10 protein-coding genes are annotated in these 15,732 nt (G+C 45.5%); 3 read left to right on the forward strand and 7 right to left on the reverse strand.

Annotation, left to right across the window (positions count from 1 at the left end):
* The first annotated feature begins 23 nt into the window (after positions 1–23).
* Positions 24–959: an alcohol dehydrogenase catalytic domain-containing protein gene (locus BZA03_RS00880; protein ID WP_110287721.1), complete on the forward strand. Its 936-nt coding sequence runs from the start codon at positions 24–26 to the stop codon at positions 957–959.
* Positions 960–1,152: 193 nt separating this feature from the next.
* Here BZA03_RS00880 and BZA03_RS00885 read toward each other — a convergent pair whose 3' ends face one another.
* The 7 genes from BZA03_RS00885 to BZA03_RS00915 all read right to left on the reverse strand — a co-directional run bounded on the left by BZA03_RS00885 (position 1,153) and on the right by BZA03_RS00915 (position 11,766).
* Positions 1,153–2,184: a DUF2955 domain-containing protein gene (locus BZA03_RS00885; protein ID WP_020743114.1), complete on the reverse strand. Its 1,032-nt coding sequence runs from the start codon at positions 2,182–2,184 to the stop codon at positions 1,153–1,155.
* Between the two features lie 9 nt (positions 2,185–2,193).
* Positions 2,194–3,267, reverse strand: coding sequence for an HlyD family secretion protein (locus BZA03_RS00890; RefSeq protein ID WP_110287722.1), 1,074 nt, complete (start codon positions 3,265–3,267; stop codon positions 2,194–2,196).
* Positions 3,264–3,719, reverse strand: a complete 456-nt coding sequence (locus BZA03_RS00895) for a MarR family winged helix-turn-helix transcriptional regulator (RefSeq protein ID WP_014948722.1) — start codon at positions 3,717–3,719, stop codon at positions 3,264–3,266. The genes BZA03_RS00890 and BZA03_RS00895 overlap by 4 nt, the downstream gene beginning before the upstream one ends.
* A 283-nt stretch (positions 3,720–4,002) precedes the next feature.
* Entirely contained in the window at positions 4,003–6,987 is a 2,985-nt protein-coding gene (locus tag BZA03_RS00900; RefSeq protein ID WP_075176173.1) for a TonB-dependent siderophore receptor, read from the reverse strand.
* Positions 6,988–7,727: 740 nt separating this feature from the next.
* A complete protein-coding gene (btsR, locus tag BZA03_RS00905) occupies positions 7,728–8,456 on the reverse strand; it encodes a two-component system response regulator BtsR (RefSeq protein ID WP_110287723.1) in 729 nt (242 codons plus the stop codon).
* A gap of 2 nt (positions 8,457–8,458) precedes the next feature.
* Positions 8,459–10,150 carry a sensor histidine kinase gene (locus tag BZA03_RS00910; protein ID WP_110287724.1) on the reverse strand — a complete coding sequence of 564 codons (1,692 nt, stop codon included), beginning with the start codon at positions 10,148–10,150 and terminating at the stop codon, positions 8,459–8,461.
* Between the two features lie 122 nt (positions 10,151–10,272).
* Positions 10,273–11,766 carry a carbon starvation protein A gene (locus BZA03_RS00915; RefSeq protein WP_110287725.1) on the reverse strand — a complete coding sequence of 498 codons (1,494 nt, stop codon included), beginning with the start codon at positions 11,764–11,766 and terminating at the stop codon, positions 10,273–10,275.
* 346 nt (positions 11,767–12,112) lie between these two features.
* Between BZA03_RS00915 and prfC the strand changes: the two genes are divergently transcribed.
* Both prfC and argS read left to right on the forward strand, forming a co-directional pair.
* Positions 12,113–13,702, forward strand: a complete 1,590-nt coding sequence (gene prfC, locus BZA03_RS00920) for a peptide chain release factor 3 (protein WP_110287726.1) — start codon at positions 12,113–12,115, stop codon at positions 13,700–13,702.
* 33 nt (positions 13,703–13,735) lie between these two features.
* Positions 13,736–15,466: an arginine--tRNA ligase gene (argS, locus tag BZA03_RS00925; RefSeq protein WP_014948727.1), complete on the forward strand. Its 1,731-nt coding sequence runs from the start codon at positions 13,736–13,738 to the stop codon at positions 15,464–15,466.
* Positions 15,467–15,732: the final 266 nt, after the last annotated feature.

A 15,732-nucleotide genomic window follows, 5' to 3' on the forward strand; every position in this document is an offset into this window, starting at 1 on the left:
AATCACTGTGTTAAGGAGCTTTTATGCAAGCTAACGTTTGGCAATTTGAACAAGCTGGCGCATCGCTGGTAAAGCAGGTACGCGAGTTTTCTGAGCCGAAGGCAGGGCGTATTGTCGTGCGCAACTATGCTATTGGCATTAACCCAGTTGACTGGAAGTTTATCGATGATAACCCGCGCGACTGGGAAAAAGGGCATATTCCCGGAGTGGACGGTGCGGGTGTTGTTGTCGCTGTAGGTGAGGGCGTTGATAACAGTCTATTGGGTAAGCGTGTGGCTTACCATCATAGCCTAGGTGAAAACGGAAGTTTTGCCGATCATAGTGAAGTGTATGCAAGCCGCGTAATGGTGGTGCCAGAAAGCGTTGATTTTGCACTAGCTGCTGCGTTGCCATGTCCAATGCTTACTGCCTGGCAAGCGTTCAGTAAAGTGCCGGTCCGAAAGGGGGCTGACGTGTTAGTCAGCGGTATGGGCGCCGTTAACAAATTGCTGGTGCAAATGCTTTCTCAGGCCGGTTTTAATGTACATGTTATCTCAGGGAGCTTTTCGCAAGAGCAAGCTGAGGAGATGGGCGTAAAAGCCATCCATCGCGGTAAGCCTGAAGGGCAAACCTTTTACGCGCTTTTTGATGCAAATGGTCCAGACTATGCGGCGTCACTTGTACCGCTTCTTGAAGCTAATGGTCACGTAGTGAGTATTCTAGGTCGTATTGAAGTGCCTGTTGATGCGCCTTTTACGCGTACTATTTCTTATCATGAGATAGCGCTAGGTGCGCTGCATGATTATGGCGATTTGTCACAGTGGCAGCGTTTGGTGAAAGACGGTGAGGCTCTATTTGAGCAAGTTGCTGCGCAAACGTTGGTTGTCGAAATACCTAACGTGTTTGAATTCGATAATTTGAACAACGCGCTGCAATTTTCAAAAGAAGACAAACGAAAGGCAGTGGTTGCGGTTTCATAGAGCCGGAATGATTAAGGTCCTTCTCTATCCTTAGCGATCTAAAGGGCTTCCTCTGCTCGCCTAAAGGCTTCGACGATATCGTCGAAGCCTTTTTTATTGGGTCAGTACATTTCAAGGTCAACAGGCCCTAGAAGTAGCAAATCAACTTTTCGTCCACAAATTTTAACCAGTAAGCGTTATAACTACAGGTCTTTTAAGTAAACGTGTGGTGTCGTGTAGGCTGGAATTTGTTAAGTAGACTGTGTACTACATAAATAACGCACAGGCTAAGTGCAATAGCTACGACTACCGATGAAAAGCGATACAGCGCACTATAAATAATATCCTGTTGTGGAGAGAGTGACTGGCCGTACAAAATGCCAAATGTGGTAAGTACGCCAAAGCCCGTGCCAGCACCACCACCGCTAAGCACATGCTGGCGGCTGATGAAAAATACCAATATCCATAAGCTGAAACTTGCGAAAAACAACGTGTCACTGTAGTTGAGCAAAATGAGCTGGGCGAGCAGGGCAAGATTACATCCAATTAGCGTGCCCAGCGCTCGCTGCCAGCCACTCAATGTGGCTCCTTTCCAACACAGTGGAAAAAGAATCAATACACTTGCTGCTTGTGCTGATATCGAATCTACTAAGTCGAAGGTTTGAAATACAGCAAACGATAGCGTGGCGACAGTGGTGCATAATATGACTTCGTGGCGAATACTTGCTTTATCTTTTGCCGCTTTGGGCAAAGGCGTGCGCGGCTCCTCATCGGGAAAAACAATATGCAAAGCGAATGCAATTATCAATGCTAACAGAATTGCACCGATGTTTGATATCACTAATGCGTAGATATCTATTCCATCGCTGCTGTAGCTGGCAAAGTGTAGCTGCAGCGAAAGTCCTACAAGGGAAAACGCCCCGAATAAATACAGCGTACCTTTACTCATTTGCCAAAACAGAAAAGCGAAAGTGATGGCGATTAGCGGCGTGATCAGCAATGGGTGGCTTCCGAACAAGCCGTATACCACTAAAACAGCCGCCGCCGGAAAGATGGTTGCGGCAAGAAATTGTCGAATAATGTGACCATTTAAAACGGCTACCAGTCCAAGCAACAAAATAGGGTACAAGGTAAAAAATATCGGATTAGGCCAATCCAGCGCTTTCGATATAGCAAAGCCCAACGTGGCGCCGGAGGCGATCCTAAGCATCTGCTGGACATCATTTTTACTTAGCTGTGAATCCATAATTTAAGTCTAATAAATGAAGTGCAGCAGGCTTATAAAGTGAATTTGAATGTTCGCTGCCATACTTTCAATAGAATTGTCTGGAACTATCTGCACGGTAGCGCGAGCGCCACTGGTGAGGTGGTTTAACGATATGTCTTGTTCTTCAAGCTTAATGTGGACACGTTGGCGCTGCGCATCTCGTACCCATCGATTCGACTTTTCAACGCTTGCAAGGGTACCGTTGGCGGCGAGTTGGCCGTCGCTGACACCAGCTTCAAATTCTTCCACTTTAGCTTCAAATACTTTGCCCGGTAGTGCATCAAAAACGACGTTAGCGCGAATGCCTTCTTTTACATTGGCGAGTGATTTCTCTCGAAAATCCGCAACCACATCTAGTGTGTTATCGACAACTGAGGCAAGGGGCGTACTTTGTTTAGCATAAGTGCCTTGAGTTACCTGCATGTTTGCCATTATGCCGTCATGCGGTGCTTTAATTTTGGTATAGGCTAAGTTCAACTCTGCCCGTTTAACCGCATTTACCGCTTCTAGATATTTTAGGTTTTTGTCACCTTGCTTACCTCTTGCAACAACTTGCTGGTTTAGATCGGCTTCAAGCGCACTAATTTCAGCTTCAGCGCTTTTAAGTTGCGCGTACGCTTTGTCCACGTTTTGTTGAGATACCGCTTTAGTTTGAACTAAGGAATTAAGTCGTTGAAATTCACTGTTGCGTTCGTCGTAAACCGCCGATGCAGCCTCTATCTTTGCTCTAATCGCTTCCGCTTTCGCATCTATCTGAGCGTTCTCTAACTCCACATTTGCCAAATCAATTTGCGCCTTTTCTAGCGCAATTAGGTAAGGTGTCTCATCAATGACAAATAAAACCTGCCCTTCCTTTACGGTTTGGTTATTTCTGACAAGCACCTCATTTATCGGCCCATTTATCTGAGGAGAGATTTGCGTGACCTGATGATAGACTCTCGCCTGTGGTGTCATTGGCATGCGTATATCTGCAATAATAAAGTAGATAAAGCAGATGGCAAAAGCGACCAAAGCCAGCTTTATGTACCTAGCAAATTCCTGATCTGGGGTTCGTTGACTCACTTAAGTGACTCCAATAATTTTGCGGCATTAACTTCAATTTTTTGAACACATTTAGCCATAATGCGTAACTCTTCTTCAGATACTCCTGCGTACACTTCATCTCGCAGCGCCATCAATGTACTTTCGATATCATTCATTCGACCTTTGCCCATATCTGTGAAGTAAAGTAAGCGACTTCGTTTGTCGTTAGTATCGGTAACGCGTTTGATTAACCCGGTAGTTTCGAGCTGTTTAATTGTGCGAGTTAAGCTAGGCATTTCTATTTCCAAGCTTTCAGCCACCATCTGTTGCGTACAGCCCTCACCAAGTAATGACATGTGAATCATTACGCGCCATCTAGACTCTGTAAGATCGAGATGAGCGACCGATTCAGTGACAGTTCTTCTGCACTTTTGCGCAGTGCGGGCAAAAAGCGCAATAAGTTGAAGTGGCATAGGTTCTGAAAATGACATGTAAAAACCGTTGATTTACTTAGCATGCTAACTATTTTATTTGTTTAGCATGCTAAGTAAATGCCATTGAGATGAGAAAGAGATTTTGCAAGTTGAGTGCTTATTATGAGAAAAGTGTCAGATACGAATATAAGCCTGCGCTTTTTGCGAATATTTATACTTCAAATGAGGGGAGATGAAGCCCTTAACAAGTAAATGAGGGATTCATAAAACTAGGCCAAATAAAAAAGCCGTTTATTAAACATAAACGGCTTTTTGCTTAGGTCCAAAGGGAGATTTGGATTTAGAATTTACCTCGGAATGAAGCAAACCAGTTTGTGCTAGTGTCGTAAACTGTTGGGTACGTGTTACCGTTACCAAGAGCTGGACCTGCACCAGAGTAAACTGGAGGTTGCTCACCAAGAAGGTTAAGAACACCTAGCGTGAACTCTAAGTTATCGTTCATGAAATAAGTAGCAGAGATATCAAGATAGTTGATAGCTTTGAATCCAGTTTCTAGTGTATCACCGTCATCATCGTTATCAGTTGTACCGAAGTGTCTCCAAGTCGCAGTAATATCAACGTCTAGGTTGGTATTCCACGTTGCCATAAATCTATGACGATACTCAGGGTTAGGAGCGCCACACGCGTTACCAAAGAAGCCAGCACACTCAACAGTATCACCACCAGGGAATGGTACGGTGCTTAGCTCATCTAGCATAGTTGCCGCGTAGTCAAATCTCACATCACCCAGCTCTGTGTCGAAATTGTAACCTACTTGGACGTCTAGACCCGAAGTTTTAAGTGTAGCAATGTTTAAGTTTGTTTGTTGGAAACCAACACCAAACGTACCTGCTGCAAGTGAACCAGCTGAAGAGCGAGTGATTAGATTACAGAAGGTTGGGTCACCTGAATCTAGGCAGTTGTCGAAGATTGTTTGAGCTGGAATACCAGCAGAAATCGCATCTTCTACCTCAATATCAAAGTAATCCAAAGTAATCGAAAGACCTTCGATACTTGCTGGTGTAATTACAACACCAAAGGTTACGGTATCTGCAGTTTCAGGAGATAGTTGTGGGTTACCACCTGTTAGTGATTGTGTTTGACCAGAGATAACGTCAAGGATGTTACCGTATTGCGCTGCTGTCACACCTGTTCTTGCACAGGTCTCAAGCGTCGCGATAGGGTTGCTTCCCGCACATGGATCGTATAGCTGCTCACCATTTGCATCAACACCCGCTGGGCTTAAGTTAGGTAGACCAGTGTTTTGACCCGTGAACAAGTCAATTACATTAGGCGCTCGAACAGCGCGCTGGAATTGTGCACGTAGTTTAACATCATCTACTGGTGTCCACGCTAATTGGTAACCGTAGGCATTGGTGTCAAAACTGTTAGTCGTGCCGTTACCGTCTGCGTCATAGTCAGAGAAACGATACTGCGCGCTTAGTACTAACTCTTCCGCGAACTCTGCGCCAGAAACAAGTGGTACTTGAACCTCTGTGAAGAATTCGCGAACTTCGATTTTACCTGAAACGGCAAGTGTTGCACCGCCTACACCGGTGAAACCACCGCCCTGAACTTGGCTGATTTCATCAGGTGATGAAGCAAGTTCGTCTTTGCGATACTCAACACCAAACAGCACGCCAATACCATCATCAGCAGTAGGGATCTTAATGCCGTAATCGCCTAAGTTAGCTTGGATATCCGCGCCAAAAACTTTTTGTGATGTTTCACCGTTTACGATACCGATACCTTGGATGAAATCTAACTGGTCTTGCGTGACAGAGCTCTCGCCGCCAGGGCGTTGGAAGATGTTGTAAGGTACACAGCCGCCAGACTGGTCAAGACAAACAACATTACCGTTTTCGTCAGTGGTTGCTAACAGGGCTTGTTGTAAATTCGCAACAACAAAATCGTTCGTTGCTGAACTCTGGTCGCGAGTTTCAGAGATTTGACCGAATACGTTCCACGCCCAGATGTCATCGATGAAACCATTTAGGCCACCAACGAAGCGCCATGCGCTGTTCTCTAAACGAGAATTACGTGAGCCACCTTCAACGTTACGGTGAGATGCAGTGATTCCGCTAACGATCACATCGTTTGCAATATCGTCAGCCGAGCAACCGAAAATGTCAGTGAACGCTATGCCGCTGTTACCTTGGATGAATGGGTTTCCGCAGTTGATGTCGTATGCGCCAATACCAAACGAGGCACTTGGTGCAATCTGAGCATCACTCGTGTTGTTGATGTATGAAAAATCTGCGTAAGCTTCTAAATCGTCTGCAAGCTCATAGTCACCTTTCGCATAGAAATGGTAACGCTCAGAAGGGCGTTGGAAGAAGTTGGTTGCACCAAAGTTATAGGTTTGTGTTGGGCCGCCAGCGTAAGAGATGATGTTTCCATTTTCTTCTTGGAACGCAAAACCACCCGGGCCACCAAACAAGCGGAAGTTTGCTGAACCTACACAACCAAAGCCTTCGAAACTTGATGCACCATTGCTTTGACCCAGCGTACACGCTGAGAAAATTCGGTCAGCCTGGACAATTTCCTCACGATCTTCATACGATGCGTAGATGGTTACGTTGCCTTTACCGTCAGCAGAAGATGCGCCAAACATTGTGTAAATAAGCGTTTCATCGCCGTCCATGGTTGAACCAGGAATAGGCTGCTGCGCAGCGTTTAGCACGCCTTCGTACAGACCGTTATCGTTGTCAGCGTAGTTTGTGCTGAACTGACCACCAAACTCTACACCTTCGAAATCATCGCGAAGAATGAAATTTGCAACACCACCGACGGCGTCAGAGCCGTATACCGCTGATGCACCACCAGTTAGGATATCAACACGTTCTAGCATTTGCGTTGGAACTAAGTCGACGTTAGCAGCACTGGTACCCGAGGAACCATAGGGGAGACGTTTGCCGTCGATAAGTACTAACGTTCTGTTCGCACCTAAACCGCGAAGGTTTAGTGTTGCAGTACCTGTTGAACCATTCGAAACTTCTGATGCTTGGCCGGCGAACACCTGCGGAAGCACGTTTACGAAATCTTCTACACGTAAGTTACCGCGAGCAGCTGCTTCAGCGCCTGATACGCTTAGTACAGGAGTTGCTGCTGCAACATTTGGGTTTGAAAGTAGACGCGAACCAGTAACCTCGATTTTCTCAACCGGTTCTTCCTCTGATTCGACGTCATCTTGGGCATAAATACTACCAGAAAATGCCAACGATGCGGCAGCGCCAAAGGCGCAGGCAAGTCTCACCGACTTTGCCAGTTTGTGGTTTGTAAACATTGTAGTCTCCCTAGACTTTGATTTATTGCTTTAATTATTTTTAGTGTGTTTTTTAGACACTTATTATGTATTGCACAACTTTTGTATATTATCAATAGCATATATGCGGAAAATTTGAGAAGCGTCTCTTTTTAATAAATTTTTATTGTTATTTTAGAAAAAGTTTAATTTTTCGTGTTTTTTTGTATTTTTTCTGTACAGTTGTGTGGTCTGGAAAATTCATGGACATGCTGAAAAATTGTTTGATTTGGTACAGCAAAATGCGTCATAAAATTTTATTTTTATACTTTCGTCGCATTTTTTTTATGTACTTCGTGTAGTAGCTTTAACTCTAGAAAAGGCAGTGCTCAGCAACGCTTTAGGCGAGGTTTGGCGAGAAGTTCGGGCAAATCGCGCTAACAACCGAAGAGGCAAAAAGGAGGCAAAAAAGGCATTATTTGTGTGGAGTTTGGGTGGGACAAAGCGAAGCGAAATTTGCAAACCCTACTTTCAGCGTGGTGGACCCAGTTTACACTTAGCGAGTTTTAAACGTTTTTGGGTCCGACAGAATCTATCCATCAGTTAGCTTGAAAAGAATCGGGCTTGGAGCGTGGAACGAACAACTAACAATTGCGAATACTACCGAAAAAATTGAGTTAAACGAGAAAGCTAACAGCAAGCCCGCTGACGTGCTTTCAGACGGGTGAAAATAAAAAGAAGCAACGCTAGTTTCTATTTTTAAAATGCAGATTTCAAACAGTTTACAACTGCAACAGCGACTTTAACTTTTTGAGATATCGACGGCTCACGGGAACTGAATCTCCCGTCTTCATTAGAAGCGTAGCAAGGCCATTATCCAAGCGTTTAATTTCCGCAACGCATGATAACCTCACCAAGTATTGCCGGTGACACCGAACAAGCGCGGTTCTCTCTTCTAAGGTTTTCAATGTGAGCTGCGTGTCTGCTTGTTGTTCTAGCGATCTAACATGTACGCCCGCCACATCGCTGTAAGCAAACTGAATATCAGATTCGGGCAGCAGTAATATGCGCTGATGACCTACGCAAGGAATATGTACTAATGTGGGGGAGGCAATGGCGTCAATGTCAGTTTGGGGCTGAGTTCTCTTTTTAAGCCTGGCGAGTGTTTTATCAAGCCGCTCTGGTTCCACAGGTTTGAGCAAGTAATCAAACGCGTTATCTTCAAATGCCTGAAGGGCATACTGTTCAAATGCGGTGACCAGCACAACATAAGGCATGGTGTCTAAATCAAGCATAGCCAGCATATCGAGTCCAGAGAGCTGGGGCATTTCTATATCAAGAAATATAACATCCGGACGGTGTTGTTTAATTAATGCCAACCCCTCTATGGCATTTGCGGCCTCGGCTAAGACTTGTACTTCATTGGTTTCGTTGAGTAACTGGCAAAGCTCCTCTCTGGCGAGCGGTTCATCGTCAATAACAAGCGCGCGAAATGCTGAGTTCTTAGTCATTGTTAGCCCTGATGAGAATGGTAATGAGTGTGTGGAATGGAAAAGGACATCCGAGTGAACTGGTTAGTTCGACACTCGATCACCAGGCCTGCTTGTTGACCAAACTGATGAATAAGCCGTTTATCTACAATATCCATCCCTAAACCTGCGTGTTGTTCTTTTTTGGGTTTGTACAAGCCAGCATTATCTTCAACGAGAATGTGAATGTGGTTATCTGTTGTGCATCGTACATTCAAAGTTAGATGCCCACCCTCTATTCGTTGGGCGATACCGTGTTTAACCGCGTTCTCAACCAGTGGCTGCAACGTAAAACTTGGTAGAAGCGCTGACATGGCAGCATCGTCACATTTGATGGCAACCTGCAGGCGTTCGGCAAAACGCGCCTTCTCGATTGCCAGATAAGCATTAACGTGGTCGATCTCTTCTTTTAGTGTCACCACCGCGGTGTTTTGCTTTAGGTTTATTCTAAAAAAGCGTGACAAGCTTAGCACGAGCTCTCTGGCCCTTTTGGGATCGCGACGAATAATAGCGCTAATCGTATTGAGCGCGTTAAATAGGAAATGAGGGTTGACCTGTGCATGCAGCAGTTTGATTTCAGACTGTGAGAGCAGATCCTTTTGCTGCTGATATGCGCCGTAAACAATTTGACTAGACAGCAATTGAGCGATGCCTTCTGCCATTGACAGTGTAACCGTCGACATAAACTTCCGTTTGGGTTCGTAAAGCTTAATAGTACCTACCACCTCAGAGCCAGAGTGAAGTGGAATAATCAACACTGAACCCAGCGGACAATTTTTGTTTAATGTGCACTGATATGGGCGCTCAGCGCCATCTAAATGGACTATTTTGTTATTGTTCAGTGACTCCATCGTACTTGATGACGATATGGGGGTGTTTGGTAGGTGATGATCGGCACCCGTTCCGATAAACGCCAGAATCTTTTCCTTATCAGTAATCGCTACCGCACCCACATTCGTTTCTTCATAGATAATACGTGCTACTTTTTCTGCATTAACTGGGGTGAATCCAGGTGTGAGCACGCCCACTGAGCGATCTGCTATGGATAGTGCACGTCGTGAAAAAGTGGCAGAGTACTTTTCAAAAATCGTTTTTTTGTCAGATAAGATACTGATAAAAAGTGCGGCCCCCACAGAATTTGCAATAACCATAGGTGCGGCTATAGCGCTGACCAGTGCGTAAGACTTTTCAAAAGGCTCAGCAACGGTAAGCAGGATAGCCATCTGAAACAACTCTGCTATGAAGGTAATGACACCAACTTTCCATGGGTTGAAAAGGTCTAGACTTTTGTTCTGGCGAACATAGTAAACGTGCATGAGGCCGCCGATAAGACCTTCCAGCGTGGTGGAAATAGCGCAGGCAACATCAGTAAAACCACCCAATGAATAACGATGGAGGCCGCCGGTCAATCCTACGGCAAACCCAACTACTGGACCGCCTAGTAATCCTCCTATAACTGCCCCAATGGCTCTGGTATTGGCAATGGCATCGTCTATTTGCAGACCAAAATACGTGCCCAGAATACAAAAGGAAGAAAAAACTACATACACCAAGTAGCGGTGTTTGCGATGAGAAGAAATGCTGAGAATAGGAAGAAAAAGCGGTGTTTTACTCAGCATATATGCGAGCACAAGATACACACACATTTGTTGAAGTAGCGAAAGTATGAGTTCCATGCTTGCCAATATTACCGCCGGTTAAAAATGAGCCTCATTATAACCCATGTCAAAAGTACAAAATAAATAGCCGCCCTATATAAAGGGCGGCTCATCATATTACACGTGTTTAGTGTAGGTTGTTACGCGTCTACCGGTTGGGAAGGCTTTTCAACATTCACAGATGATGGCTCAAGCGGCGCTTCACCTTTCCCCTTGGAAATTCGAATGACGTAAACCGTGGTGATTAGCGATGCGATAAGCCCGATGGTTGTCGATACATTCATCGCCATACCGAAACCCAAGGTGTCGTTGTTTAGAATAAAGGTAACGCAAACGGCCGTCATAAATATTGCTGGTACCGTAGTTATCCAGTGCAGTTTATTATGTCTTAGTAAGTATGCAGACGCGGTCCACAGCATCATGACGGCTGTTGCTTGGTTGGCAAATCCGAAGTAGCGCCAAATAACGCCGAAATCGACTTGGGTAAGAATACCGCCAAGCACAAACAAAGGGGCGGCCATGAACAAGCGGTTACGTATACCTTTTTGTTCAACGTTAAAGTACTCGGCCATGATAAGACGACTTGAGCGAAATGCGGTGTCGCCAGACGTAATGGGAAGAATAACCACGCCAAGAAAAGCCAGTACGCCACCAACAACACCTAAAAGGCCGAATGATGAGGCATAGACAACGTTTCCAGGGCCACCATTGGTAATAGCTGCCGATAGTCCTTCTAAATTGTCGAAGTAAGAAAGGGCAATGGCACACCAGATAAGGGCAATCACACCTTCACCTATCATCGCACCAAAAAACACAAAACGTCCGTTCTTCTCGTTCTCCATACAGCGAGCCATAAGCGGGGACTGGGTGGCATGAAATCCAGAGATAGCCCCACAAGCGATAGTGATAAAGAGCGCTGGCCAAAGAGGCATATCGTTAGGATTTAAATTCGTCAGCATATCACTTGCCGTGAATTGGTTAAGTATCGAGTGCTGGTCAGAATAGCTGGCAGCGGCTAATAATCCCACCGACATGAAAATAAGAAGGGCTCCGAAAAACGGATAAAAACGACCAATAATTTTATCTACAGGAACAATGGTAGCCAAAATATAGTAGGCAAAAATAATGGCGACCATGGTGCCAACTTCAACGTGCCATGATGTCTGATCATTAACGAGATTTGTGATCATGCCTGCTGGCGCTGAGACAAAAACCACACCTACCAATAGAAGCAGCACAATAGCGAACAAGTTCATAAAGTGCTTAGCGCCTCGGCCCAAATAACGGCCAGATAAGCTAGGCACAGATTCGCCATTGTTGCGAACTGACAGCATGCCTGAAAAATAGTCGTGAACAGCGCCGGCAAAAATGCACCCTAATACAATCCAAAGCATGGCAGCTGGGCCATATAGTGCACCCATAATAGGACCAAATATAGGGCCTACGCCAGCAATGTTCAGAAGCTGAACGAGATACACCTTCGGTGTAGACATGGGAACAAAGTCTACGCCGTCTTTTTGGCTATGTGCAGGAGTGGGGCGTGCTGGTGTGACGCCAAATACCTTCTCAACAAAGGCGCCATATATAAAGTAGCCAGCAATAAGCGCGGCTACGCAAATTAGAAACAATATCACAGGGCGTTGTCCTTATTTTTATAAATAGGGTTTATAAAAAGGGTCTGTCACTTGTGTTGTAAACGGTGTGTACAACAATGTTTGAAATAGGTTAACGATGTGAAAGTGTGTATGCATGAAAAAAAGCAGTGAGTGGTCGCATAGCAAATTAAGCGGTAGGGAGTATGTAATTTCGCTCTACTGTTACGTGCAGTAAAATGCTAAAATCCGCGCAATTAATTACCAAGCCGTATCAAGCGTTTTACCGCAATACTGAATTTGCGCGGAAAAGCATTGCTTATCCGTTATAAAACGCGCCTGTAAGTAATTGGTTTACAGGGATAATAGATAACGAAGATAAGTATTGATGTCAGATAAGAAGCTTCTAGAAGAGATTAAAAAGCGACGTACGTTCGCAATCATATCGCACCCGGATGCGGGTAAAACCACGATTACCGAAAAAGTATTGTTATTCGGACGCGCCCTGCAAACTGCCGGTACCGTTAAAGGTAAAAAGTCAGGTCAGCATGCTAAATCTGACTGGATGGAAATGGAAAAAGAGCGTGGTATCTCGGTAACCACCTCGGTCATGCAGTTTCCATATAGCGATCACTTAGTAAACCTGCTGGATACTCCGGGGCACGAAGACTTTTCTGAAGATACCTATCGAACACTGACGGCGGTTGACTCATGCCTTATGGTTATCGACGCAGCGAAAGGTGTAGAAGACCGAACCCGTAAACTTATGGAAGTCACCCGTTTGCGCGATACGCCGATTGTGACTTTCATGAACAAGCTTGACCGTGATATTCGCGATCCTATGGAACTGCTCGATGAAGTAGAAACCGAGCTTGATATCCTGTGTGCACCAATCACTTGGCCAATTGGCTGTGGTAAGAGCTTTAAAGGTGTATATCACCTTCACCGCGACGAAACTATTTTGTATCAAAGCGGCCAGGGTCACACTATCCAAGACGTGCGCATCATCAAAGGGGTAGATAACCCTGAGTTAGATACTGCAGTAGGAAGTGACCTCGCTGAAACCTTGCGTGACGAGCTTGAGCTTGTACGCGGTGCATCTAACGAGTTTGAACAAGAGCTTTTCTTGGAAGGCCAGTTAACGCCAGTATTTTTCGGTACAGCATTAGGTAACTTCGGTGTTGATCATATGCTTGACGGTTTGGTTGAGTGGGCACCTGCGCCACTTGGCCGCGAAACCGAAGAAGGGACTATCGAAAGTACCGATGGTAAGTTCAGTGGCTTCGTATTTAAAATTCAGGCCAACATGGACCCGAAACACCGTGACCGCATAGCATTCTGTCGTATTGTGTCGGGCAAGTACGAAAAAGGCATGAAAATGCGCAACAGCCGTTTAGGTAAAGATGTGCGTATTTCGGATGCATTAACTTTCTTGGCTGGTGACCGTTCATTACTAGAAGAAGCCTATGCCGGCGATATCATCGGCTTGCACAACCACGGAACCATTCGCATAGGGGACACCTTCACGTCAGGCGATAACTACCGCTTTACGGGTATTCCAAACTTTGCGCCTGAGCTATTTAAACGCATCCGCTTGAAAGATCCGCTTAAGCAAAAGCAACTGCTTAAAGGACTGATCCAGCTTTCTGAGGAAGGGGCGGTACAGGTGTTTAGACCGCTTGCCAACAACGATTTGATTGTGGGCGCGGTAGGTGTGCTTCAGTTTGACGTAGTTGTCGCTCGCTTGAAAGCCGAATACAACGTAGACGCGCTTTATGAGCATATTAACGTGAGCACTGCCCGCTGGGTTTACTCTGACAATGAGAAGAAGCTTGATGAATTCCGCCGTAAAGGTGAGCAAAACCTTGCACTAGATGGCGGCGATAACTTGACGTACATCGCACCTACTATGGTGAATTTACAGCTAGCGCAAGAGCGCTACCCTGATATTCAGTTCAAGAACACGCGCGAAAATTAAGCTAATAAAGATTAAACAAAGACACAATATATTATGAATATACATGCACTATTAGTTAACCGTTTCACTGAAGCTCTACAAGAAATGGGCGTAGAAAATGCGCCAGTGCCAGTTTCGCGCAGCGCTCGACCTGAATTTGGTGAGTATCAGTTTAACGGCGCGATGGCGCTAGCCAAGCAGCTTAAGCAAAAGCCGCGCGATATTGCAGAGAAAATTGTTGAGACTGTAAAGCTCGACGATATTGCCAGCAAGCTAGAAGTGGCGGGCCCTGGTTTTATCAACGTTCATTTAAATGACGAATGGCTGTCTAATCAGTGTGAGTTGTCGCTAACCGACCCACGTTTAGGTATTGCTAAGTCAAAAGAACAAAACATTGTTGTTGATTACTCTTCTCCAAACCTAGCCAAAGAGATGCACGTGGGACACCTGCGTACTACCATCATCGGCGATGCTGTGGTTAAAGTACTTGAGTTCTTGGGCCACAACGTTATTCGTCAAAATCACATGGGCGACTGGGGCACACAGTTCGGCATGTTGCTTGCGCACCTTTCAGACAAGCTACAAGATGAAGTGGCTGAAACTGCGCTCTCTGATCTAGAAGACTTTTACCGCGAAGCCAAAGTACGCTTTGACGAAGAAGAAGGTTTTGCCGACCGCGCCCGTGAATACGTAGTTAAGCTGCAGGGCGGTGACGCTCAGTGTCTGGCGCTGTGGGAAAAGTTCATTGACGTGTCTATTGCTCACTCAGAAGAAGTGTACGACAAGCTAAACGTAAGCCTGACCCGTAAAGATATTATGGGGGAGTCGGCTTACAATGACGACTTGGCCAACGTAATCAGTGACCTTAAAGCGAAAGGCCTTGCAGTAGAAGACCAAGGTGCGCAGGTAGTATTTATACCTGAGCTTGCTGATAAAGAAGGTAACCCTGCGGTTTACATCGTTCAAAAGTCGGGTGGCGGCTATTTATACGCAACGACAGACCTTGCGGCAATGCGCTATCGCAGCGGCAAGTTAAACGCTGACCGTACGCTGATTCTTACTGACGCGCGTCAGGCACTGCACTTCAAGCAAACTGAAATTGTGGGCCGTAAAGCGGGCTTTATGAAAGAAGAGCAAACTTACGAGCATTGCCCATTTGGAATGATGCTAGGCAGTGACGGTAAGCCATTTAAAACGCGTACTGGTGGTACGGTTAAACTGGTCGAATTGCTTGATGAAGCCGTTGAGCGTGCGGGTAAGCTTATCGCAGAGCGCGACAACGATTTAAGTGAAGACGAGCTTAAAGAAGTCGCTCACAAGGTGGGTATTGGCGCTGTGAAATACGCTGACCTATCTAAAAACCGCACAACTGATTACATGTTTAACTGGGACTCCATGCTAAGCTTTGAAGGTAACACCGCGCCTTACCTTCAGTACGCCTATACCCGTGTGAAAAGCTTGTTCAGAAAAGCGGGTGTGGATATGGCCACCATGCCAGTAGATATCAATATTGCTGAGAAACAAGAGCACGCGCTAGCTGTATTACTTATGCAGTTTGAAGAGGTGATTGGTACAGTATCTCGTGAAGCCACGCCTCATGTACTGTGTACTTACCTCTATGATGTGGCTTCAGCATTTATGTCATTCTACGAAGCATGCCCGATGTTAAAAGACGGTATTGAGCCAGCTGTACGCGATAGCCGTCTAGCGTTGTCAGCTCTGGTTGCCAAGACGCTAGAGCAAGGATTAACCCTACTTGGCATCGAAACACTAGAAAAAATGTAGTGTTCGCGGTACAACATACATATTGATAACAAAGAGGCTGACATTGATTGTCAGCCTTTTTTTATGCGAAACATAAGCGTCAACCCTACAACGCTCGTTTGCGCTAATCGTGATCCTTATACCAGTGGGCATAGATAATTGCGTACTCAGCGAGATTTAAAATGTTCGTAATCGCGGCGTGTAACCGCAGATATAGTGGTATGACATTCCGATTAGAACCGATAGGGCGATAGCTTCCTATAAATCAGACAACTAGAACACTACTT

Source organism: Alteromonas sp. I10, assembly GCF_003201515.1.
In the GTDB taxonomy this organism is placed as follows: Bacteria; Pseudomonadota; Gammaproteobacteria; order Enterobacterales; family Alteromonadaceae; genus Alteromonas; species Alteromonas macleodii.